Origin of the sequence: Neobacillus niacini (genome assembly GCF_036961885.1) — a bacterium.
Classification (GTDB): domain Bacteria; phylum Bacillota; class Bacilli; order Bacillales; family Cytobacillaceae; genus Neobacillus; species Neobacillus niacini_H.
Window position 1 is genome coordinate 1 of record NZ_JBALNQ010000005.1, and the last position, 21,056, is coordinate 21,056.

The 21,056-nt window shown below is 37.7% G+C and carries 20 protein-coding genes and 1 riboswitch; of the genes, 2 read left to right on the forward strand and 18 right to left on the reverse strand.

Annotated elements, in window-relative coordinates:
- Positions 1 to 260: 260 nt before the first annotated feature.
- The 3 genes from thiE to thiM are packed head-to-tail and all read right to left on the reverse strand — an operon-like array spanning position 261 to position 2,549.
- Positions 261 to 908, reverse strand: a complete 648-nt coding sequence (gene thiE, locus V7124_RS02990; protein WP_335485806.1) for a thiamine phosphate synthase — start codon at positions 906 to 908, stop codon at positions 261 to 263.
- Between the two features lie 15 nt (positions 909 to 923).
- Entirely contained in the window at positions 924 to 1,730 is an 807-nt protein-coding gene (thiD, locus tag V7124_RS02995; protein WP_335485809.1) for a bifunctional hydroxymethylpyrimidine kinase/phosphomethylpyrimidine kinase, read from the reverse strand.
- Between the two features lie 12 nt (positions 1,731 to 1,742).
- Entirely contained in the window at positions 1,743 to 2,549 is an 807-nt protein-coding gene (thiM, locus tag V7124_RS03000; protein ID WP_335485812.1) for a hydroxyethylthiazole kinase, read from the reverse strand.
- Positions 2,550 to 2,649: 100 nt separating this feature from the next.
- Positions 2,650 to 2,761: riboswitch (TPP riboswitch) on the reverse strand.
- A 193-nt stretch (positions 2,762 to 2,954) separates the two neighbouring features.
- Here thiM and V7124_RS03005 point away from each other — a divergent pair.
- Positions 2,955 to 3,263 (forward strand): hypothetical protein, encoded by a 309-nt coding sequence (locus V7124_RS03005; RefSeq protein ID WP_335485814.1) that lies wholly within the window; start codon positions 2,955 to 2,957, stop codon positions 3,261 to 3,263.
- 194 nt (positions 3,264 to 3,457) lie between these two features.
- Here the strand turns inward: V7124_RS03005 and V7124_RS03010 are convergent, their stop codons facing one another.
- The 11 genes from V7124_RS03010 to V7124_RS03060 all read right to left on the reverse strand — a co-directional run bounded on the left by V7124_RS03010 (position 3,458) and on the right by V7124_RS03060 (position 17,226).
- Complete coding sequence (locus V7124_RS03010) at positions 3,458 to 4,363, reverse strand: TIGR01777 family oxidoreductase (RefSeq protein WP_335485817.1); 906 nt, start codon at positions 4,361 to 4,363, stop codon at positions 3,458 to 3,460.
- A 673-nt stretch (positions 4,364 to 5,036) separates the two neighbouring features.
- A complete protein-coding gene (locus V7124_RS03015; protein WP_335485820.1) occupies positions 5,037 to 6,821 on the reverse strand; it encodes an acyltransferase family protein in 1,785 nt (594 codons plus the stop codon).
- A 104-nt stretch (positions 6,822 to 6,925) separates the two neighbouring features.
- A complete protein-coding gene (locus V7124_RS03020) occupies positions 6,926 to 7,156 on the reverse strand; it encodes a hypothetical protein (RefSeq protein ID WP_335413844.1) in 231 nt (76 codons plus the stop codon).
- Between the two features lie 125 nt (positions 7,157 to 7,281).
- On the reverse strand, positions 7,282 to 8,922 hold the full coding sequence (locus tag V7124_RS03025; RefSeq protein WP_335485823.1) for a PTS transporter subunit EIIC: 1,641 nt from the start codon (positions 8,920 to 8,922) through the stop codon (positions 7,282 to 7,284).
- 72 nt (positions 8,923 to 8,994) lie between these two features.
- Positions 8,995 to 10,398, reverse strand: coding sequence for a Sapep family Mn(2+)-dependent dipeptidase (locus V7124_RS03030; protein ID WP_335485825.1), 1,404 nt, complete (start codon positions 10,396 to 10,398; stop codon positions 8,995 to 8,997).
- Complete coding sequence (locus V7124_RS03035; RefSeq protein WP_335485827.1) at positions 10,382 to 11,053, reverse strand: transaldolase family protein; 672 nt, start codon at positions 11,051 to 11,053, stop codon at positions 10,382 to 10,384. Before V7124_RS03035 ends, V7124_RS03030 begins: the two co-directional genes overlap by 17 nt.
- A gap of 55 nt (positions 11,054 to 11,108) precedes the next feature.
- The gene (locus V7124_RS03040; RefSeq protein ID WP_335413830.1) at positions 11,109 to 12,269 is read right to left on the reverse strand and encodes an iron-containing alcohol dehydrogenase; all 1,161 of its coding nucleotides are present in this window, start codon (positions 12,267 to 12,269) and stop codon (positions 11,109 to 11,111) included.
- An 18-nt stretch (positions 12,270 to 12,287) separates the two neighbouring features.
- A complete protein-coding gene (locus tag V7124_RS03045) occupies positions 12,288 to 13,007 on the reverse strand; it encodes a ribulose-phosphate 3-epimerase (protein ID WP_335485830.1) in 720 nt (239 codons plus the stop codon).
- A gap of 98 nt (positions 13,008 to 13,105) precedes the next feature.
- The gene (locus V7124_RS03050; RefSeq protein WP_335485833.1) at positions 13,106 to 14,521 is read right to left on the reverse strand and encodes a tryptophanase; all 1,416 of its coding nucleotides are present in this window, start codon (positions 14,519 to 14,521) and stop codon (positions 13,106 to 13,108) included.
- Positions 14,522 to 14,688: 167 nt separating this feature from the next.
- The gene (locus V7124_RS03055; protein WP_335413824.1) at positions 14,689 to 15,318 is read right to left on the reverse strand and encodes a helix-turn-helix transcriptional regulator; all 630 of its coding nucleotides are present in this window, start codon (positions 15,316 to 15,318) and stop codon (positions 14,689 to 14,691) included.
- A 795-nt stretch (positions 15,319 to 16,113) separates the two neighbouring features.
- The gene (locus tag V7124_RS03060) at positions 16,114 to 17,226 is read right to left on the reverse strand and encodes a cell division protein FtsZ (protein ID WP_335413822.1); all 1,113 of its coding nucleotides are present in this window, start codon (positions 17,224 to 17,226) and stop codon (positions 16,114 to 16,116) included.
- Between the two features lie 291 nt (positions 17,227 to 17,517).
- On the opposite strand from V7124_RS03060, the gene V7124_RS03065 reads away from it, so the two are divergent.
- Positions 17,518 to 17,985, forward strand: a complete 468-nt coding sequence (locus V7124_RS03065; protein WP_335485836.1) for a low molecular weight protein-tyrosine-phosphatase — start codon at positions 17,518 to 17,520, stop codon at positions 17,983 to 17,985.
- Between the two features lie 46 nt (positions 17,986 to 18,031).
- On the opposite strand, the gene V7124_RS03070 is transcribed toward V7124_RS03065, so the two are convergent.
- The 4 genes from V7124_RS03070 to V7124_RS03080 all read right to left on the reverse strand — a co-directional run bounded on the left by V7124_RS03070 (position 18,032) and on the right by V7124_RS03080 (position 20,894).
- Complete coding sequence (locus V7124_RS03070) at positions 18,032 to 18,838, reverse strand: hypothetical protein (RefSeq protein ID WP_335485838.1); 807 nt, start codon at positions 18,836 to 18,838, stop codon at positions 18,032 to 18,034.
- A 288-nt stretch (positions 18,839 to 19,126) separates the two neighbouring features.
- A complete protein-coding gene (locus tag V7124_RS26215; protein WP_420489527.1) occupies positions 19,127 to 19,210 on the reverse strand; it encodes a putative holin-like toxin in 84 nt (27 codons plus the stop codon).
- 714 nt (positions 19,211 to 19,924) lie between these two features.
- A complete protein-coding gene (locus tag V7124_RS03075) occupies positions 19,925 to 20,404 on the reverse strand; it encodes a hypothetical protein (RefSeq protein ID WP_335485841.1) in 480 nt (159 codons plus the stop codon).
- A 106-nt stretch (positions 20,405 to 20,510) separates the two neighbouring features.
- A complete protein-coding gene (locus tag V7124_RS03080; RefSeq protein ID WP_335485844.1) occupies positions 20,511 to 20,894 on the reverse strand; it encodes a hypothetical protein in 384 nt (127 codons plus the stop codon).
- Positions 20,895 to 21,056 lie beyond the last annotated feature (162 nt).

A 21,056-nucleotide genomic window follows, 5' to 3' on the forward strand; every position in this document is an offset into this window, starting at 1 on the left:
GGGTTTGGGTTTGGATCTTTATCGTTACCTTAAACTTGAAATTTGAGCTTTAGCGTTAACGATTAGCATCGTATCGTTACCTTGAACTTAAAATATAAGCCTTAGAGGGCAGGATTAGCGACGTATCGTTACCTCAAACTTAAAATATTTACCTTAGCGGGCACGATTGGTGTCTTATCGTTACCTTAAACTAAAAATATTAGCCTTAGCGGGCACGATTAATGTTTACGTGTACCATGAGATGGGCACAAATAAATATTTTAGACTAGCACACTATTTCTTAATTCTTTAGCCGCTTCTGTAACGGAATCAGCATGGCTAATGGCAGTAATAACGGATACTCCATCCGCTCCCGCTTGGATAACCGACCCAGCTGTTTCTGCTGTAATACCACCTATCCCAACGATCGGAAGTGTCACACCTCTTGCTCGCAATTCTTCAATCAGTTTCGTGCCGTTTGAAGGTTTGGCATCTTCTTTTGTCCTCGTAGGAAAAATAGGGCCGATCCCAAAATAATCAGCTCCTCCTGCTAACGCAGTCATTGCTTCATCGTCACTATGGACAGATACACCAATGATTTTATCGCCAAGCTTCTTTCTCACTACCTCAATTGGTTCATCCTCCTGCCCGATATGTACACCATCGGCGTTAAGGGCAATCGCCAAGTTGATATCATCATTTACAATAAAAGGAATACGATGTTCTTTGCATATTTGCTGTAATTCTTTCGCTAGTTCAACCTTTTTATCCCCCGTTAACGCTCCATTTCCTTTCTCACGGAATTGAAAAAGAGTGATACCACCTTCAATCGCGTAACGCAAAACTTGGGCTGGATTTTCCTTGCAGTTTGTACTGCCCATAATAAAGTAGACGTTCAATGCCTCTTTTATAGCATCAATTTTAATCATCGATCTTTTGGTCACCTACCTTTTCAGTTCATTTCTTTTTCGATACGCCCAGTGATTGGTTGGCCCATGTCCTTGACCAATCTGGAATCCATCTTCAATCGCTGCTTGGATAAATTTCTTTGCCTTTGAAACCGCTTCCCAGACGGATAAACCTTTGGCAAGCTCTGCAGTAATGGCCGCTGAAAACGTACAGCCTGTGCCGTGTGTATTCTTAGTTAGAACTCTTTTACTAGAAAAAGTAGTAAATTCCTTCCCATCAAACAATAAGTCCACCGCTACATGACCATCCTCATCATGTCCGCCTTTTATGATCACATTCTTAACTCCTAAATCATAAAGTCGTTTGGCAGCTTCCCGTTTATCTTCATCCTTTCGAATCGACATATCGGTCAGAACCTCTGCCTCAGGAATATTCGGTGTAATCACCATCGAAAGAGGTAATAAATATTGTTTTAATGCCGAAATAGCCTCGATTTGGAGTAAGGATGCGCCACCCTTAGCAATCATAACGGGATCCACCACGACATTTTTCCAATTATAGATTACTATTTTTTCAGAAACCGCTTTGATGATTTCTGCATTAAACAGCATCCCAGTTTTAAGTGCATCCACACCCATATCTTCACCAATCGATTCGATTTGTTTACTAACAGCCTCGGCTGTCATTGGAAATACCGCTTGGACTCCTAACGTATTTTGCGCCGTTACAGCAGTAAGTGCAGACATTCCAAAAACCTCTAACTCTTGAAATGTCTTTAAATCTGCCTGTATTCCTGCGCCGCCGCCACTATCTGATCCGGCAATTGTTAATGCTTTTTTCATTATGAACACTCCCTATAGCTGTTTGAATGAAGCGAATTGATGGATATCTTCTGGTGAAACAAGAGCAAGTTGATTTAAAAATTCGATTTGGAAACTTCCGGGTCCCCCATTTCCTACCTTTTCAATTGCCTTTTCTGCTGCTATCCCATAGAAGGTTAATGCAGATAGTGCAGCACTGAGAAAATTCTTCTCCACTCCGGCAAATGCACCGATTACGGAGGTTAACAGACAGCCCGCACCTGTTACTTTTGTTAAGAGTGGATGTCCATTGGATACGATGTACGTTGTCTCACCATTTGTCAGCACATCGTCTTTGCCGGTAATCACGACAATGGTATGGAGCTTTTTCGCTGCGTTTACGGCCAATTCCAAATGATTCCCTTGCTGTTCACCAGCATCGACGCCCTTGATTTCCCACTTCTCCCCTAGAACATTTGCAACTTCAGCGGCATTTCCGCGTAGAACCGATATGTTCACTTCATTGATAATCAATTGCGCCATTTCTGTTCTGAATGAAGTTGCTCCTGCTCCAACCGGGTCGAAAATGACTGGAATGCCAAGCTCGTTCGCTGTTTTTCCAGCCAAAATCATTGAGCTCACCACATCCTTGTTTAAGGTTCCAATATTCAGGACGAGGGCACGAGAAATTTGGACCATGTCCGCTACTTCTTCTGGTGCATAAGCCATGACAGGTGAAGCCCCAAGGGAAAGTAGCCCGTTTGCTGTAAAATTGGTAACCACTACATTGGTAATATTATGTACGAGCGGATTCTCCTCTCTTACTCTTTGTAAAATTGAACTGATGTTACTGCTATTCATAGCCGTTCCTCCTTCATTTAGTGTTCCTATTACTCTTTTAAACATAAAAAAGCCAAATCCATGTAAATTGGACCTGGCTTAAATAGTAAGAGAAAAGGTAATTTCTACTTGGCTACTTTCCTACGCTGGTATGATCCAGATCAGGTCCAAAGGGTTAAAAAACTTATCGTTTTTCTCTCAGCCCGTATCGCAGGGCACCCCTAGTAATAAAAATCTTATTTAGTTAGTCCTTATAATAGTCAAACAATTTTGATATGTCAATTTATCAAGTTTGTCTGGTTAGAGTGGAGATTATCTACGTTTACATATTTATGGTTTTTTAATAGGCAGAAAGACCAAAGGAGAATAGGAGGATTTACTTTCCTCTTTCATCTTTTAAAATACATAGGGGGAGGTAGAGATTGTATGTTCAAAAGAATGATTATCCTTGGGGTGCTTTCATCAATATTATTGGTTTTAGTTTTAGTGAAATCCCAAACCAATTCTTCAGTTACCAACCTAAGCAGTGAATCCTTAGAGTACAATATAGTAGAATTTAAAATTAGCAAAATTGAAGGCAATAAATATTACGGAGGAAGTGATGAAGGAAGACAGATCATTTTTTCCGAGGAAAGCATCGTTTCGGGGGATATTATTCAAGTCGACGACGTTGTAAAATGCTATTTTGAAAGGGATAATCTAGGTAAAGGATTAGTAAAAGTCGAAAAAAAATAGTTTCAAAAAGAATCCCAATTGGATTTACACTCATGTCCGGGCCTGCAATAGAATGTTCCCTCAATAGGGGTCGACTATATAGGAGCAATAATCCACCCGAGTCTCGAACCAAGGGTGGATTATTTTTATGTTTAAATGAGAATTGGGCTACGATTTAACTAGCAAAATTAATCGTAATCATGAATTTTGGGACCCTACTGTCCCGTAAGCAAATCCTCTAAAGCAGATTTAAGTGTTGGAAATTTCAATTCAAAACCTTCCTCCATTAACACTTGAGGAAATACGTGTTGACCTTCCAAAACGAGTGCACTTTTTTGCCCAAGGACTGTTTTCATTACGAAAGATGGTACTGGAAACCAGTGTGGTCGGTGTAAAACAGCTCCAATGGTTTTACCAAAATCGTTCATTCGAACTGGAGCAGGTGATGTAACATTGACTGGCCCACTCAACTGATGATTTTCTAACGCAAATACGATAGCTCTGACCACATCATTTACATGAACCCAGGATACCCACTGCACCCCTGAACCCACTTTTCCGCCCACAAATAATTTATAAGGCAGCGCCATGAGCGGTAATGCACCACCCTCTTTTCCAAGCACCACCCCAAATCTCATGAAGACAGACCGCATGGAATGGATGTCTACTTGTTTCGCTTTATTTTCCCAGTCACGAACTGTCTTGCCTAGAAAATCGTCCGCTGTATCCGTTGAATTTTCGGTATATACATTCTCTAAAGAAGCCGGGTAAATGCCAATGGCACTAGCATTGATTAAGACCGAAGGCTTTTCAGGCAGTCTAGCGATGATTCGAAGTAACTCGTCTGTTGCTGCCATCCGGCTGTCATATATTTGCTTCTGATGATTCTTAGTCCATCGCCCATCATTGATGGAAACACCAGCCAAATTGATAAAGGCATCTGCATTTTTTATTTCAGTTTCTGGTGCCGCACCTTCTGCAAGCCACTGTACATACTGCACCTTCGTAGTGGATTTCTTTTCTTTCCTTGTTAAAATCACAATCGAATGCCCTGCAGCAAGAAGCAAATCCATTAACTTTTGACCAATAAATCCGGAACCACCAGCAATTACAACCTTCATAATCCCCCTCCAATATAACCGACACCTAGTATTATGAAAATTATACCATTTCTATCAAAGAAAGTTCTGACTTAGTAAAAAATATCTTGTTCTCTTGTAGAGATTAGATCCCGAGACCACTGATTGAGGTCGAATCTTCTTGTGCTCTTGCAGAGATTTGTCCTCAAGGCCCCTGATTGAGGACCAATCCCCTTGAACTCTTGCAGTGATTTGTCCTCAAGACCCCTGATTAAGGACCAATCCCCTTGAACTCTTTCAGAGATTTGTCCTCAAGACCCCTGATTGAGGACGAATCCCCTTGTGCTCTTGCAGTGATTTGTCCTCAAGACCCCTAATTGAGGACGAATCCCCTTGTGCTCTTGCAGTGATTTGTCCTCAAGCCTCCTGATTGAGGTCGAATCTTCTTATGCTCTTGGAGTGATTTGTACTCAAGCCCCCTGATTGAGGTCTAATCTTCTTATGCTCTTGGAGTGATTTGTACTCAAGAACTCTCATGGAGCTCTCCTTTGCTTCTTGCTGTTTTTGAGTCTCTTCATATGTAGTGTTTATTGTATTTTCCAAATAAGTGGAAATAACGCTAAATAGAATAATACAAATATCGATATTTACCGATTAAGAAACTAGAAAAAATCCCTTGGAAGGCTTGCTTCAAAGGGATTTTTGGAGATTTTGGTTATTTTTCTATTTGTTCGACTAATAAGTTGGCATATGTTTCGCCGCCTATCTTTGTTAAATGAACACCATCATTTGCAAAAAACTCCGCATGTCCTGCACTCGCACCATACCAATCTATGAGAGTGGTATTGGGCATACTAGTAACAACTTCTTCTAGTGTAGAATTCACGGTGGCCTCCCATGGTCTAGGTACACGACAGTTTACTAAAATCACCTTTTTATTACCTAGATATTCTATTACTTTTTCTAGATCGGTTTTAACAAAGGGTCCATTGGTACCGACTTGAATAATCACATATTCCCCTAATTGGCCATTGCTCTCTAGAGTTTTTATCACCTCAGGTACCTCAGACATTTGCCTGCCCACACGGAAATCGATCATCGCATCTGGATAATGATTTTTAAAGAAAGGAGCAACATCATAGAGAATGGAATCACCGATAATTGTAACAGCCTTCACATCTGGTTCGATGATTGGTTCCTCAACTTCAGGCTCAGGTTCATGGTTGAATACAGGTTCATCTACAAGTTCATCTACAGGGGCTATTGTTAACGGTGCCTTAACGGATTCGATGACGTTTGTTTTGGTAACAAAAATAGCTCCAATTCCGATGATGAATGCCAACAATACCGCACAGCTTGCTAAAATCATCCTTCGTTGAAAAATAGGACGTTTATTAAATTCTCTTAGCGTAAATTTAAATCGACCTGTGCGAATTGGTAATTCCACATATCGATAGGATAAAGCCGACAAAATCAAGGTAGCTGCTATCTGTAAGGTTATACGCCGAACGTTTATTCCATCTGTATTTACAATCGGTGTTGTTAGGGCGATAATCGGATAATGCCACAAATAAATACCATAAGAACGTTCCCCCATCCACCGAAGAGGCTTTACACTGATCCATTTTGCAAGCTTACTAGCAGGATGAGCTAATGCTGCTACAACGAAAGTGGTGATGATGGATAAAAGAAGCATTCCGCCCTGATAATGAAAATGGCCAAATTGGGACACCATTGTAAACATCATGATGATGAGAAGTAAACCTGTTATTCCAACACTTTCAAGGACGATGCTTGCCTGTTTGGGTAAGCTTTTAGATAATCTTTGACTTGGCCAAAGGAGGGCTAAAGCTGCCCCTAAAAGAAGGGAAAAGGCTCTAGTATCTGTTCCATAATAGACGCGAGAAGGGTCCGCTCCCGGTATATAGAGGTATGCCATTAACCATGCTGAAACGATAACTCCAACAAGAATAGCCAAAACTCGAAATCTTTTTCTTTTTATAAAAGTAAAACCAATGATCACTATTAGCGGCCAAATCAGATAAAATTGTTCCTCAATGGCCAGTGACCATATATGTGTTAACGGTGAAACCGATCCGAAGGAATCAAAATAGGAAACCTCTCGAAAAATGTACCACCAATTTGTAACATAAAAAAGGGAAGGCAAAAAATCAGCGCGTAATTTTTCAAAAGAAGGGTGATTCGTGAGTGTTACCCAAACAGTCACAAGTAAGATCATCAGCAATAATGCCGGGGCCAACCTTCGAAAGCGCCGAACCATAAAGGACAGATAGTTAATTTTATGTTTCTTATTCCACTCATCAATGAGGATGTCCGTAATTAAATAGCCTGATAATACAAAGAAAACCGTTACACCTGAAAAACCACCCGGAAACCATGGAATATTCAAATGGTAAAGGATTACACCAATGACCGCAAAAGCTCTAAGTCCATCAATCCCTGGCATATATCTGCGTTTATCGTTGCTTGGGACTACCACTTCAAACTCCCCTCCTTTCAATTTGAAAGGATTGAGTAAACATCATTGGTTTTCATGTAGCCATTTTTTATCAATGGAAGTTACTTGGACCTTGCATGTTTTAGTTAATTTTTTAATATCTTACTTGCAAATTCTATTACTTCTCTGGATACCTTCTCATTCATATCTTCTGTAATTGTTCTTAACGAACGTTCATAATACTCAGCTTTTTCGGCTTGCTCAATAAACCATTGTAAATCTTTTACATCGAAATGAAATTGTGGAATCATATCATGTCTACCCTTATATTCCAATTCTACAAATGTCTTCAATTGGCTAAATCTCAACCTATCCAACTATCATTCCCCCCCTTATTCGAATCTACAACTTGATAAGATTATATTCATCCCATTTAGGTTTCATGAGAAAGAAAGTGCCAGGCACCAACCAAAATTTGGATGGTACCTGGCACTTTGGCAATTTAATCCATGCCTAATTTGTCTTTTACTTTTGTAGCGAGGGTAATGACATGTGTTCCAAAAATAATTTGTAAAGCGTTTCCATTTCTGACAACCCCTTTTGCATCAAGGGTTTTCACCCATACATCATCTGTGTCGACTAGATTCTTATCGTTTACATCCACGCGTAATCTGGTGGCACAATTTGTGATATGTTTGATATTTTCTTTGCCACCTAGAGCGGCAATGATTCCTGTAATTTGGTCTTTTTCATTTACTATTACCACTTCTTCAGCTACAGCATGTTCTTGTTGTTGTAAATAATCTTTCTTCGAATAAAGTTTGATTTGACTTTCTTCTGCTGCATCTTCTCGGCCTGGAGTTTTAATATTAAATTTCAAAATCGCCCAACGGAAGGTGTAATAATATACAGCAAAGTATGCTGGAATTAAGAACAGTAACGATAAGGCATGTACTTTACCAGTTTGCAACAGGTTCGGGAACATATCACGAACAGCCGTCCCAATGATTGAAACATTAAGCATTTCGGTAAACACATAGGACAATCCAGACATTGGAACATGAATTAAGAAATAAAGTAGCGGCTGAACAAACAAGAAAGTATACTCAATCGGTTCAGTTACACCAATTAATACAGCCGTTAATATAGCTGGGATTAATAAACTTGCGACTTTTTTACGATTTTCTTTTTTAGCTGTAAAATAGATAGCAAGTGCAGCACCTGGCAGTCCGCCAAAGTGGAACAACACACGTCCAGTTGTAAAGTTTCTAACAATGTATTCCGACGCTTCAGGTGAGCCCATTTGTGCAAGCATAATGTTCCGAACGCCTTCATAGAGGGTTCCATCTACCAGCATCGTTCCACCAACGGAAGTGTATTCGATTGGGAAGGCAATCAAGTGATGTATACCAATTGGAAGTAATGCACGGTCCATCGCCCCAAAAACAAATGTTCCAACTAAACCACTTGCAGTAATAAAATTACTCAAACTTGCAAGTCCATTACCAATAAATGGCCAAACATAATATAATAGTATTCCGACAGGTATAACAGCAACAAAGTTTAAGATCTGAGCATATCTAGGTCCAGAAAAGAATGATAGCGCATTGGGTAATTGTTTTTCACAATAACGATTATGGACGATACTAGCAACAACACCAGCAATTAATCCAGAAAAAATCCCCATATTATAACTGAAAATACCAAGATTATGCCCAAATAAAGAATTATAATTTTTTGCATCAAGATCTGAGAATCCTGAAGCGATTAATGCTTCAACAGTTGTGGTTTCTGCATTTAAATTGTTCATACTTAACATCGTATTGATAATAGTATTCAAACCAAGGAAAAGAACGAGTCCTCCCAATGCTGACCAACCTTTTTCCTTCTTTGCTAATCCAAAAGCAATACCTACTGCAAAAAATACAGGCAGGAATCTCATGACCATAAAGCCTAAACTATTGATAACCACAAAGAAATCATGCAGGAAATTTCCTTCTTTTATTAACCATCCTAAATGAAGAGCATTCACGTTTTGTAAATTAGCAAAAGCTGAACCTATCCCAATAAGAATCCCGGCAACTACCAGGAGGATAACTGGTATCATCATAGAACCAGCAAACACTTGAATTTTCCCCTTCATTAATCCTCACACCCCTAAATGTATAGTTGTTTCCACAAAACTTCTATTAAACGAAGGACGATGATGTGTAGTCTAAGATGCCAATAAACGAATTGTTTCACAATAGATAATGATTGATTTAAACAATGTTTCTATTCGAATCCGTTCATTTGGCATATGTGTGTTTGGCTCATCTCCAGGAAAGGTTGGACCGAAACATACGCCATTTTTTAATACCCTTGCATAAGAAATTCCACCTTTTGTAATCCCTTCTGCTTCATTACCAGTAACACTTTTATAGGCTTGTTTAAGCTGACAGATTAAACGTGAATCTTGTTGGAGATAATGAAGGTCCAATGATTTATAAATGGAAGCGCTTAATCTTTGCTCAGTACAGAACCTTTGTAAAGCACTGGTGGCGGTTTCTAACGTCTGTCCCTTAGGGAAACGGTAATCAAAGGCTATTTCAAAGGTTTGTCCATCAAAAGTTACATAAGGGATGGCCATAGTGGTACTGCCTGTCTCGCTGTCTTGATGAAACAGACCGATTTTTTTGCCATAAATATCTTCTAGTAAATAACTTTCTAGCAACGAAAAAAATTTTTCTCCATTTGCCAATTCATTTTTAAGATGGATCATGTTCTTAGCGAAAAGGAAAAATGCATTCTTTCCCTTATGAGGGTTTCGTGATAATGCCTTATCACCTTTGTAAATAGCAGTAATAGTTTGATTACTGATGATGATTTCATCCGCATCGGAAAGAGCACTTTTCATGGCTTCTGGATATTGACTCTCCAATATTACTTTACAAGTCTCACAAATAAACCCTCGCTGCCTCTCACTTTGGATCTCAATCAATTTATGCGGGGGCTCTTTATTTAACACTCTCTCTGGTTCAAAGGTAAAAGTGCCTTGGATAACTCCTTTTTCGCAATGAACAATGGGAAAATCACCATCCGGGGTGAAAGCGAACTCTGGTTGAGGATTAAAGGTAAAATAATGTTCCATACACTCCCAGGTTGTTTCCTCTGCACCGCCAACAATTAATCGGACTTTCCTTTTCAATGGAATATTTAAATCTCTTAATATTTTCATTGCGTAATAGGCTGCTAAAAGTGGTGCCTTATCATCATTAATACCACGACCATATAAAAAGCCATTAAGTTCCGTTAATGTATAGGGATCAAATGTCCAGTCATCTTTATTGCCCTCCGAAACAATATCTAAATGAGCGAGAATTCCGACTATTTCATCCCCGCTTCCGTAATCAATATGAAGGGCATACCCATCAAAATCTGAAAACTGAAAAGAATCACGCTCTGCAATATTCAATAATTCATTAAAAGATTGACGGATTCCATTACCAAAGGGTGCATGAGGTGAACTTGTTTCATCAGATCGGACCGAACGAATCCGAATTAAGTTGGCTAAATCCATCATTAATTCTTCTTCATAGTATTGGAGTTTTTCATAATAAAACTTATTGAGGCTGTTCAATCTGAATCTCCTCCTGGGTCCTTATGATTTTTGCCATGTCAGCCTCAAACTGTTTTTTACCTGAAATCGTTAGCCGGTGGTTAAAACTCTCTTCTATTAGCTTGTTTGGTGCCGCGATGTAATCAGAATATAATGCCACCGTTTCAAGTTGATATTTGGTACGGATACTGGCTGCGATTATTTTAGTCGAGTAATTTTTCTTCTCTATTACTTTCGCAACATTCTCTACAAATGCTAGACCATCTACACCTAATTCCTCATTTCTGGCAACAAACAGGAATAGATAATCCGCTCCCGCATTGATAGCCAACATGGCTTGATTCATGTCAAAAACTAATGTAATGGCTGTTTTGATTCCTTTTTCCTTTAACAGTTTTACAAGCTTTAAACTCGCTGGAGAGTAATTAAGTTTAATAATGATATCCTTTGAAATTTCGGTGATTTTTTCAACTTGGCGTATTAAGTTAACATGGTGATCCCCTACGACTTCTGCGGTTAGTAAAATATCAAATTTACTATACTCCCTTAAAAATTCATAAAAATTTGTATTTTGTTTTTCATATAGAGATGGATTTGCCGTTACCCCTGAAATAACACCAAGCTCCAATAAACGGTTTATTTCTTCCACATTAGCTGAGTCAATAAGATACTTCACCTGTTTTTACCTCATATTCTCTATATTTAATTTCTTTTCTAACCACCTTTGGTTTTTACAAGCTTTGAACTAGAATTTCTTTTAACTTATCGGAATTGGTTAATGGAAGATTAAAGCAAAGTTTATCTTTCATTTCCTTAATAAGATTGTCTTTGTCCCCTTCAAATGTGAAAGGCAGAGACAATCCGATTTCTTGTAAAAAGTTTTTCATCGTAATTGCTGCTCGTTCAGAAAATGTCACTTGTTCTCCAGTAGGTTGATAGTCTTTAAAAATACCTAACAAAGTACCAATCTTTTCTGGTATGACCGAGCTGGCATGCCTTACGTAATTTGGGTAAACAAAGGCTAATGTCTGTCCATGTGCTATCGCTGGAAAATAACCGTTAATGGTTTCTGCAATAGGATGAGGAGCTTCGGCGCCGGCGTTAGAAAGACACATACCTGCTAACGTATCAGCGTATGCTAACTTTTCTCTCAACTGTAAATTGGTTAAATCTTGTAATAAAAGTGGCAATGATTCTACAATAATCGAAATAGCTTGTAATGAAAGTGTTTCAGTCAAGATGGTTGCTCTTGGGTTAAAAAAGCTTTCCATCGCATGACACATGGCATCAAATCCTGTTTCCGCCGTTATTTTTTGTGGAACAGTCAGCATGAGCTCTGGATCAACAAGAGAGACTTTTGGGAATAAGCATGAATGGAACAGAGTTAACTTTTCATTTTTTTCTAGATCCGTTACAACCGCTGCCTGGGTAACATGTGAACCTGTACCAGATGTGGTAGTGATGGTTAAAATAGGTAACGATTTAACAGTTTTATCTTTATCGCTAAACGGATCAGAAAACTGGTTAAAGCAATACTCCCAAGAATAATCCCGATTATTCGCCAGTAGTGCGATTGCCTTCGCGGTGTCCATGGAAGAACCGCCGCCATATGCCAGGATAAAATCGATATTTTCTTGAATCGCAAGCTCTTTTCCCTGATTCACAATGGTGATTGTTGGATTTGGATCAACGGAATCAAAAACCACATACTCGATACCATTTTCAGAAAGACTATCTGTAACTTCGGTATAATACTGTTCACGCCGGCTATCTCTGACAGCAGTTCTTACAATCAGACATTTCTTGCCGTAACAACTTGCGTATCCCCCAATTTCCTTCCTAACCCCAACCCCAAAGCCAATCCTTGCAGGTGAGTAAAATGAAAAATTCATCCCTTCTCCTCCTAGTTTTTATTCTCCAAAGTATTCGATACTTGCAGCATCGATAGCTGCGCGACATGCTTTCACTCCAGCCGTAATTCCCTCTTTATACTTAAAGATTCCTGAAGAAAGAATGACCACATCCGGTTCTGCTTCAATCATCGGAGCTAGGTTCTCCGCTCTTAATCCACCATCAACAGCGAGTTCACATGTTGGATTTTTTTCGTTAATGAGCTTTCTTGCTCTTTTTACAAGATCGATAGATGACCTTCTCCAGCCCCAGTTGTCTTTTCCATCTGTTTCATCCACACCATGAACGACGATATGCAAGCGGTCGATGTCATAGATTGCTTCTTCAACGAATGATAAAGGGGTGTAACAGCCAATCGTCAGCCCAATTTTCATACCAAATTCACGGCAATAATTTATGATATATGCGAGTGGTGCACCTATAAATTGCTCAACCGGGATGATTAACATATTCGCACCCGCTGCGGCAATCTTTTCAATAAACAAACGGTCACATTCACGTGTATAAATATGACATTCGATTGGTTTATCTGTTACTGGGCGAATCCCTTCAATGATTTGATGTCCACCCATTAACTGCATATTTCTTAAATCGTACATATCTGCGGCATCCGAGTGGATGTAATCTGCTCCTGCATCACTAGCTTCTTTCACAATATCAGCGATATGACCATAATCAACATGTGCTAAACCTGCGGCAATTTTAATGTATTTTTTCATTTTGTACCCTCCAATTTGTTGTGCATTCTCTTGGTATATTGTTTAGTAGAAAAGCCGAAACAAATCGAACATCATGTTGCTTCGGCTTATTTAGACGATTAACCTTCTATCGTTACGGCATTGGTCTGAGGCAAGAGTTCAAATCCTGCGGTAAAGTGGCGCAGGGAGGTGATTGGTCCTTCATAAACTAATTTCATGCCTCTGTACTGCTCTCGCTTTTGATAAATTTCACCTAATGCGTTTGCAATGACATCCATGTGGCTGTTGGTGTACACCCTTCTAGAAACTGCAATTCGCATCACTTCCACTTCAGGAAAAATATCTTCACCTGTTAATGGATCTTTTGCACCAAACGCACAGGCCCCTATTTCGACCGCCCGAACCCCGGCTTCTTCATATAATGCGACAACCAAACGTTGCGAAGGGAATTCACTTTGCGGGATATGCGGAAAAAATCTCCTTCCGTCAACATAAACCCCATGTCCCCCTGTTGGTTCAATAATTGGAACACCTTTTTCCTTTAAACGATCCCCAAGATATTTAACCTGATTAATCCGGTATTCCAGATACTGTTCATCCACGCCCTCTTGCAGTCCGACAGCAAGCGCTTCCAAATCACGCCCTGCTAAGCCGCCATAGGTAATAAATCCTTCATGAACAATGGCTAATTGCTGTGCTACTTTCAGAACCTCATCATTTCTAGTAACGAAAAGACCACCGATATTTACAAGACCATCCTTTTTCGAGCTCATTGTGGCTGTTTCACAATATGAAAACATTTCTCTAGTAATCTCTTTAATCGTTTTATTTTCATAGCCTTCTTCTCTTTGTTTGATGAAGTAAGCATTTTCTGCAAGTCTTGCTGCGTCAATTACCACAGGAATATTATGTTTTTTCGCTAAGGCACTCACTTCTCTGATGTTTTGCATAGAAACAGGCTGTCCGCCATTGTTATTACATGTTACGGTGATGATGACAACGGAAATATTTTCTGCCCCTTTTTCCGAAATTAATTTTTCCATTTTCTTAAGATCAATATTTCCTTTAAATGGATGTGGAGGGCTGGCGGTATCTTTCCCAATGTCGTCAACATAATCGACAGCCAATGCACCGATTACCTCAGCATTCCCTCTAAATGTATCAAAGTGCATATTTCCAATCGCGTATTTTCCTGGTTTTGCATAAATTCTTGCCATTATGTAATCCGCTGCTCTACCTTGATGAGTTGGCTGCACAAATTGCATCCCGAAGATATCTTGAACCGATTCCTCTAATTTATAAAAGCTTTTCGATCCAGCGTACGATTCGTCTCCAAGCATGAGGGCAGACCATTGTTCACTGCTCATGGCAGATGTTCCACTATCAGTAATACAATCAATGTATACATTTTCAGCTTTCATTTGAAAGGCATTATATCTTGCCTCCTTTAACCATTGTTGACGCTCGGCTTTTGTCGTTTTTTTAACTCTTTCCACCATTTTGATGCGAAATGGTTCTGCTGTCATAAAACGCATTTGATTTCATCCTCTCTTAGTGGTAATTTTTTTTCATCCTGTGAATATTTTACCACTCGGAAAATTTAATTTCAACACAATTCAGAAAATTATTATTTTTAATTTTAAAATCATACTAATAGTAAAAATCCCGAGAAAATCATTCACGGGATTTTTTACGGTTTTTATTAAAGCTTGTTAATATATCGATAGACAGATGTTTCCGAGATATGCAGGATTTTTGCCACCTCGCTAATCGATCCCTTCATCAAAAAGATACCTTTTTCATCTAGCATGCGAATTAGCTCCAATTTTTCTTCATGACTCAATCTTTCAGGTGGAACATTGAAATTTTTTAAAGCTTCTTTAATGGTATTCGTCATTAAATCCTCAAACGATAAGTTGTAGCTTTCATAAAAATGATCGGTTTTATATTGAAAAGGCTCTGTACCACTAATTAGTCGATTTAACATACTCCTAAGCTCAATTAATTCATCTACTTTGTAGTTAATCGTTACCATCCCAATTAATTCACCATTCAGATTGTTAATAAAATGAGTAGCAGACCTTAATTTATTTCTTTCGTGGGAGAAGGCACGATAATTCACTAGTGATTCTTCTTCTTTAAATAATTCTTGTTCCATAAACTTTTTTTCCATTTCTGGAATTGGACTTCCTACTTTAACATCAGGGTTAAAAGCATTTTCAATCAATACGATTTCCATTTTACGTGTGTCGTACAAGATTACTTCTGCATCTGTTCCAAGAAATTTAGAAAAAAATTTAACCATCGGAATATATGACTCTAGTTCAGACATATAGTTTTCTCCTTTTCCTTTTTTGAATGTGATACTTTCCACTTTATGCTTTTAATAAGTAAATTTAGTTTACTACGAATCATTCGTAGTTCGTAATGTTTTTTTACTACATTGTACACACTATAGTTAAATAATACCATTTTCAATTTGGTAACCCATAATAATTTTGTACTTATCCATAAATACAATAATCCATTTTTGCCAACCGTTTTCTAACATCTTTGTTCATTTTCGACACACAAAATAGCTAGCAATTAGGTAATAGGCACTAATTATCATTTTTCCGAATATTTAAAAAACAAATTCACCAAAAAACTCCCTATTTCTTTTGAATTCTCGTAAACTGAGTTTGAAATTGAAATCATTTGCAAGATTGTGAGTGATTTATTGTTACAAAATGTTCTACTTTTTTTCAGCTTGGCTATCTTAAATAAAATTGGGGAGAAAAAAAAGTGGGTTTTATTGAAGAAGATAAAAAAGCAGCTGTATTGACTGCCGGAGCCCTAATGTTGTCATCGCTAGTAATTCCTTATGCTTGAACGCGGAAATGAGAACAAGGTGACTGTCAGAACAGAACCTCAATGATTTGTAACTTCCAAAGATATTCTAACCATCAAAGGTAAAGAGTTCAAAGATTTAAACGACAACGGAAAACTAGACACTAAAAAGTAGTAAAATGGGCTGACTTAAAAAAGTCGCAATGATACGGCTAGAATAAGTCAGCCTCTTGTATTGTAAAAGTAATCACTAAGATCATATCTTTAGTGAATCGTGTTGCTTCTCACCCACATTCCATTACTTTTGATATTTATTTAACTTGGAAGTGATCGATACGGGCTTTCTGTCCTGTTTAATCAGTTTTAAGTTGGAAGCCCAACGGATTTTAGACTCGTAATTTTGGGTACTTTCCTTTTTCACAAGGTTCTGTAATCGTTCTTTATTCTTTTCTATGGTTTCTTCAACGGAAAGCATACGGCGAGTTGGAAAGGATAGTCCAGCAAGGATGGTTGTAATGGTAGGGTCAGATTCTGAGATATAGGTTCCTTCGAATAATTGCAGCGGTTCGCCTACCCTCTCAAAGACGGAAGGTACATTAATCAGCTTTGAAATGTTCTCTGGACCTTCATAGATAAGCCCAGCCCGGATGACGCCTTGTGATTCAACAGGACAAAAAATCGAGTTCTCCCACGAAACCTGGACTTTCTTTGAGACCTCCGAGGTAGTTTTCGCTTCCGTAATCGCAGTAGAAGAAATCATCGTTACTCCTCTTGAACCGAGGATATTCATTAGATCTGTTTCATCAAAATTGCCAAAAAATGAACTCTTTTTCGTGATTTTCAGAAGATGGTTAATAGCCTCAATGGCCTGAAGATTAGCAGAAAGATAAATTTCGTGTTTACTGGATTGTGGTTTCATTTTTCGCATTTGATCATTGTCGACGAGGAATACAGAAGAAATTCCTTCTATATTGGAAAGTTCTTCAATACACTCCGCGGTATTTATCCGATTTCCTGCTAATACATTTCGTTCCGGGATAACCGCAATCGCCCCCACCTTGATACCCGGCAATTGATCGATTAACAGATCAATTAACATCGGACTCATCCCAGACCCCGTGCCACCATCCGTTGAAAAAGCGACTAAGAGAAACTTGATGTTTTTAAAGGAACTGGTGACAAAATCAATGATTTCCTTATAGTTTTCTTGAAGCGCCCGTAAGCCTAAGGAACGATCTTGACCTGCACCACTATATCCAGGAACAAAAAACTTTTTTTCTACCCGGGTGTTGACGGCACCATCACGTTGATTTGTATTAATGAGAGCTGTTGGAAAATTCAAGGCCGACGCAATTTCTGCTATATTCCCACCTGCTTGACCTATGCCCAAAATTCCAATCGATTTCACCATAAACTCCTCCTTATTAGTTAAATCTTTTCTAAGCTGATCATTTAGAGGGACTTATAATCCTTGAAAAAACAAACCATATCCTATTTTTACTATGTAGATGGTCAAATTATAACCAATAACAGTCCTACTCATTTTTTAATATATTTATTACACGACACCTCACTGCTTTCATAGAATTGCCGGAATCCTGAAACACATAAAGGTTTTTTCATTTTACATTAATGGTTTATATGCTTAGAATATCGTTATGGAGTTTAAACTAAGCTTAATAGGTTAAAAGGAGTTATTGCTATGATTAATGTATTATTTGTCTGTTTGGGTAACATTTGCCGATCACCAATGGCAGAGGCATTATTTCGGGATTTATTGGAAAAAGAAAATTTGACTAACCAAGTGTCCGTTGATTCAGCTGCTACAAGTTCTTGGCATATAGGTTCTCCGCCACATAAAGGAACTCTTTCGATTTTAAAAAAATACAATGTTTCCGCAGACGGTCTGGTTGGTCGTCAATTATCAAAAGAAGATTTTGAAACGTTTGATTATATTATTGGAATGGATGAGAGCAACGTAAAAAACATTTTTGAAATCACCGGTAAGCCGAAGCATCCGAAAATTATTCGACTGCTCGATTTAACAGAACATAACAAAGATGTCCCTGACCCTTATTACACAGGTGACTTCGAAGAAACGTATCAGCTGGTATCAGATGGCTGTCGTGCATTACTCGAGAAAATTCGAATGGAACAAAACATAAGCTAAAATCATCCCACCAAGATTATATTGGTGGGATGATTTTATATTTCGGTTATATTTTTTCGCATTCCTCTAGGATCTTCTCCGTCTGCTCAATTAATGAGAACATCTCATTCCAGGAATTTTGGGTATTAAGATCTTGGGAATGGGCTAGATTGTTGCGCAGAATTTCTAATTTCTTGAAGAAATCCTTCCCTTTACTTTTTGATTCAATACCCAAAAGCTCTCTTAATGGCTGCTCATTTAATACGATGTCCCTCTTATCACAAAGCTGCAAACAATCACTAAGCTGAATCGCCTCATTTCGAGCTTTTCTTTGTAAAAACAACTCCTCTGCCAGTTGTGTCCTCTTGGCAGTTAATTGATTTTTCCAGCTATCCTCAGGAAAATACTCACTAATAATTCGATAAAGATGCATTTCAACTAAAGAAATCACACCAAACAAAAGCATGCGAATCGGTGGTTTCTGAAGGTCCGCTAGCGTCACCACTTTGGTAATCCGATTACCTTCTATGATAAAAAGTCTTTCAGTATTCTTAAAAATAAAAAGAGTTTGAAGCAGTGGTGTGGAATCCGAAACGAGCTCAGGTGGGCTGAAGCTGTATATATATTCCTTACAAGTGCCTTCGCCCAAATCATCTCGTAGTACATAACCTATTACCATACCATTCTCTTCGACACCAATGACGTCATAGTCTTTAAAAACCATTTGATCTCTAATTTGTTGTGCGTCATCACTCACATTGCAGGTAGCTAAAACCTCTGAGATACTGTTAACCGTTATATTTTTTTCAAATAATGAGCGAAGACTTTGATAATTACTGACGTTATCACGCTGCTGTACTGGAATAACTACCATTTGTTCCTCCTTTTAGTTGCAAGACTTGTACCATATTTGATACCTCTATTCTACCACGTCGTATTTTGATATCTTATCAGATTAATCATTTTATATTAAACGGATTATTTGTTAAGCTAATTAAAACTTTTAATTTCATTCATTTCGGTTATAATAAGACTAAGTATTGAATAAAATAAAAAGATTGGACATGGTGGAAACATGTCCAATCAAGCAATAGTCGGTCCTTCAAAGGGAGTCGGCAATTAAGTGAGGATAATCCACCTGAGCCGTTAACTCAAGGGTGGATTATTTTTTTTGGTTAAATGACAGTATGGCTACGATTAAACTAGCAAATGCAATCGTAATCATAAACGTTTCAAAAACTGTCATTCAGCATCACCCCCTTTCTGTTTGGAGGTGTGCCGACCACCCTTGAGATATCCTATTCTATTGCCCTTTTAGTATATCACAACGGTTTAAAACAGAACATACATTCTTAAATTTTTGATGTTTCTTATACAATTTATAGGTTTCAACTGACTCGAGGGGATAAATCTAATATTTAACTGTTAGTGTTCTACCTGATGTAAATTGTAATTATGCAAATACACAATTGTTCGGACTTGACTTTGTTTTTTCCAAAAATTGTCTAATTTAACTTTTTTCGTTGCAGTTTGTTGTGGATTTTTTCCAAATATTGTCTAAATGTCCAAAAGGTTCATAAAAATGTCCAAAGCCTCTAGAAAATTGTTCAAAACCCACAAAAAAGTGTACAAAACTCACCAATAAATGTCCAAAACCCCCAAAAAAATATCCAAAACTTTTTCTGTAAATTCACCTCATTAATCGTTCATCAATTCAACGTATTATTTTCGAAGGAATTCAACATTTTATCTTGTATTTAGACATTAACTTTAAAAAGAGGTCATGGTTAAGTGATCATTTGGTTCCAGTTCAGGCGCAACTATGTTTAGCTTTGTTGAAAAGAATCCCAAAAGACCACCCAGTAAGACCAATTGTAGAAAAAGATTTACGTCTGTGGCTGAGTAGGTATTATATAGAACGGAACAGTATCCATTAACCCAGCCTCCAAATGAATTGTACTTATTTCTGTTCAAGTTTATTTACTTTTCTCTTTACATCAGCCATCTCTTTGAATAAAAGCTCAACATCTGAGTTAACATCGAATGCTAATGCTTTCATATCTTTTCGAATATATGTGAAATTTTCGCTCATAAGGGTGGCTGAATGTTTAATTAATTCTTTTATTTCATTTTGTCCGGTTGCCAAAAAGTCCTGACCTTTTTCTACATTCTTAATTTGAGTGGATAATTGTTTCTGACCTGTAATTAGTTCCATTTGTCCTTTTTCCAAACTTTCAGTACGACCTATTAATTCGGTAACTCCCTTTTCTAAATTTTCTGTTCTCCCTATTAATTCCACCTGACCTTTTTCAATATTATCTGTTCGATTCAATAAATGATTCTGGCCATCTTCCATTTTATCTGCACGAGTTATTAATTCTTTCTGGCCTCTAGTTAAATCCCCTAGTTCTTTAAGAATAATGTTTAGTTTTTCTTCCATAATAGAACCTCCGTTTTTATTATAATAAATAGGTTAAATAAAATTTGTTTTTAACTTTGGTAGTGTTAACTTGACTGTTGATTTACGCTACAACGCAGCCATATCTCTAGTAATCATCATAATGATCTTCCCAATTATCCGACCATGTATTGCCCTTTTTTGTAAACATTTTTTCATTTATTTTATGCAAAAGCTCTTGCCGCTCACTATCATTAAACCATTCGATTTCCACCATCATTCTTTCCGAACCAGACAGCCTTCCAGACAAATAAGCTGTTGATTGTATAATTAATTCTTTAATTTCATTTTGCCCTAATGAAAAAAAATCTTTTATTCTTTCAAAATTTTCTATTCGAACTCCTAATTGTTGCTGCCCTATCATTAACTCCCCATGAATTTTATTACTATTTTTTGTACTAGTTGAGATTAACTTTTTTTGACCCTTTTCAAGATTTTCAATACGTCCTATCATTTCCTTCTGCTCTATCATTAATTCTTGTTGATTCTTATTTAATTGTTGTAGTTATAACAGAATACTATTAAGTGTTTCCTCCATGATAAAACCTCCAATTTTTTGATTATTTATCGCTTATTATTTCATTTAAAAATATTCAACTGAATTTTTCCCAAAATCAAATAAAAAACAGTATGC

Excerpts from the sequence above, each read along its gene's own strand:
- thiE (WP_335485806.1), bottom strand. The coding sequence starts at position 908 with ATGATTAAAATTGATGCTATAAAAGAGGCATTGAACGTCTACTTTATT.
- thiD (WP_335485809.1), bottom strand. The coding sequence starts at position 1,730 with ATGAAAAAAGCATTAACAATTGCCGGATCAGATAGTGGCGGCGGCGCA.
- thiM (WP_335485812.1), bottom strand. The coding sequence starts at position 2,549 with ATGAATAGCAGTAACATCAGTTCAATTTTACAAAGAGTAAGAGAGGAG.
- V7124_RS03005 (WP_335485814.1), top strand. The coding sequence starts at position 2,955 with ATGTTCAAAAGAATGATTATCCTTGGGGTGCTTTCATCAATATTATTG.
- V7124_RS03010 (WP_335485817.1), bottom strand. The coding sequence starts at position 4,363 with ATGAAGGTTGTAATTGCTGGTGGTTCCGGATTTATTGGTCAAAAGTTA.
- V7124_RS03025 (WP_335485823.1), bottom strand. The coding sequence starts at position 8,922 with ATGAAGGGGAAAATTCAAGTGTTTGCTGGTTCTATGATGATACCAGTT.
- V7124_RS03040 (WP_335413830.1), bottom strand. The coding sequence starts at position 12,269 with ATGAATTTTTCATTTTACTCACCTGCAAGGATTGGCTTTGGGGTTGGG.
- V7124_RS03045 (WP_335485830.1), bottom strand. The coding sequence starts at position 13,007 with ATGAAAAAATACATTAAAATTGCCGCAGGTTTAGCACATGTTGATTAT.
- V7124_RS03050 (WP_335485833.1), bottom strand. The coding sequence starts at position 14,521 with ATGCGTTTTATGACAGCAGAACCATTTCGCATCAAAATGGTGGAAAGA.
- V7124_RS03055 (WP_335413824.1), bottom strand. The coding sequence starts at position 15,318 with ATGTCTGAACTAGAGTCATATATTCCGATGGTTAAATTTTTTTCTAAA.
- V7124_RS03060 (WP_335413822.1), bottom strand. The coding sequence starts at position 17,226 with ATGGTGAAATCGATTGGAATTTTGGGCATAGGTCAAGCAGGTGGGAAT.
- V7124_RS03065 (WP_335485836.1), top strand. The coding sequence starts at position 17,518 with ATGATTAATGTATTATTTGTCTGTTTGGGTAACATTTGCCGATCACCA.
- V7124_RS03070 (WP_335485838.1), bottom strand. The coding sequence starts at position 18,838 with ATGGTAGTTATTCCAGTACAGCAGCGTGATAACGTCAGTAATTATCAA.
- V7124_RS26215 (WP_420489527.1), bottom strand. The coding sequence starts at position 19,210 with ATGACAGTTTTTGAAACGTTTATGATTACGATTGCATTTGCTAGTTTA.
- V7124_RS03075 (WP_335485841.1), bottom strand. The coding sequence starts at position 20,404 with ATGGAAGAAAAACTAAACATTATTCTTAAAGAACTAGGGGATTTAACT.
- V7124_RS03080 (WP_335485844.1), bottom strand. The coding sequence starts at position 20,894 with ATGATAGAGCAGAAGGAAATGATAGGACGTATTGAAAATCTTGAAAAG.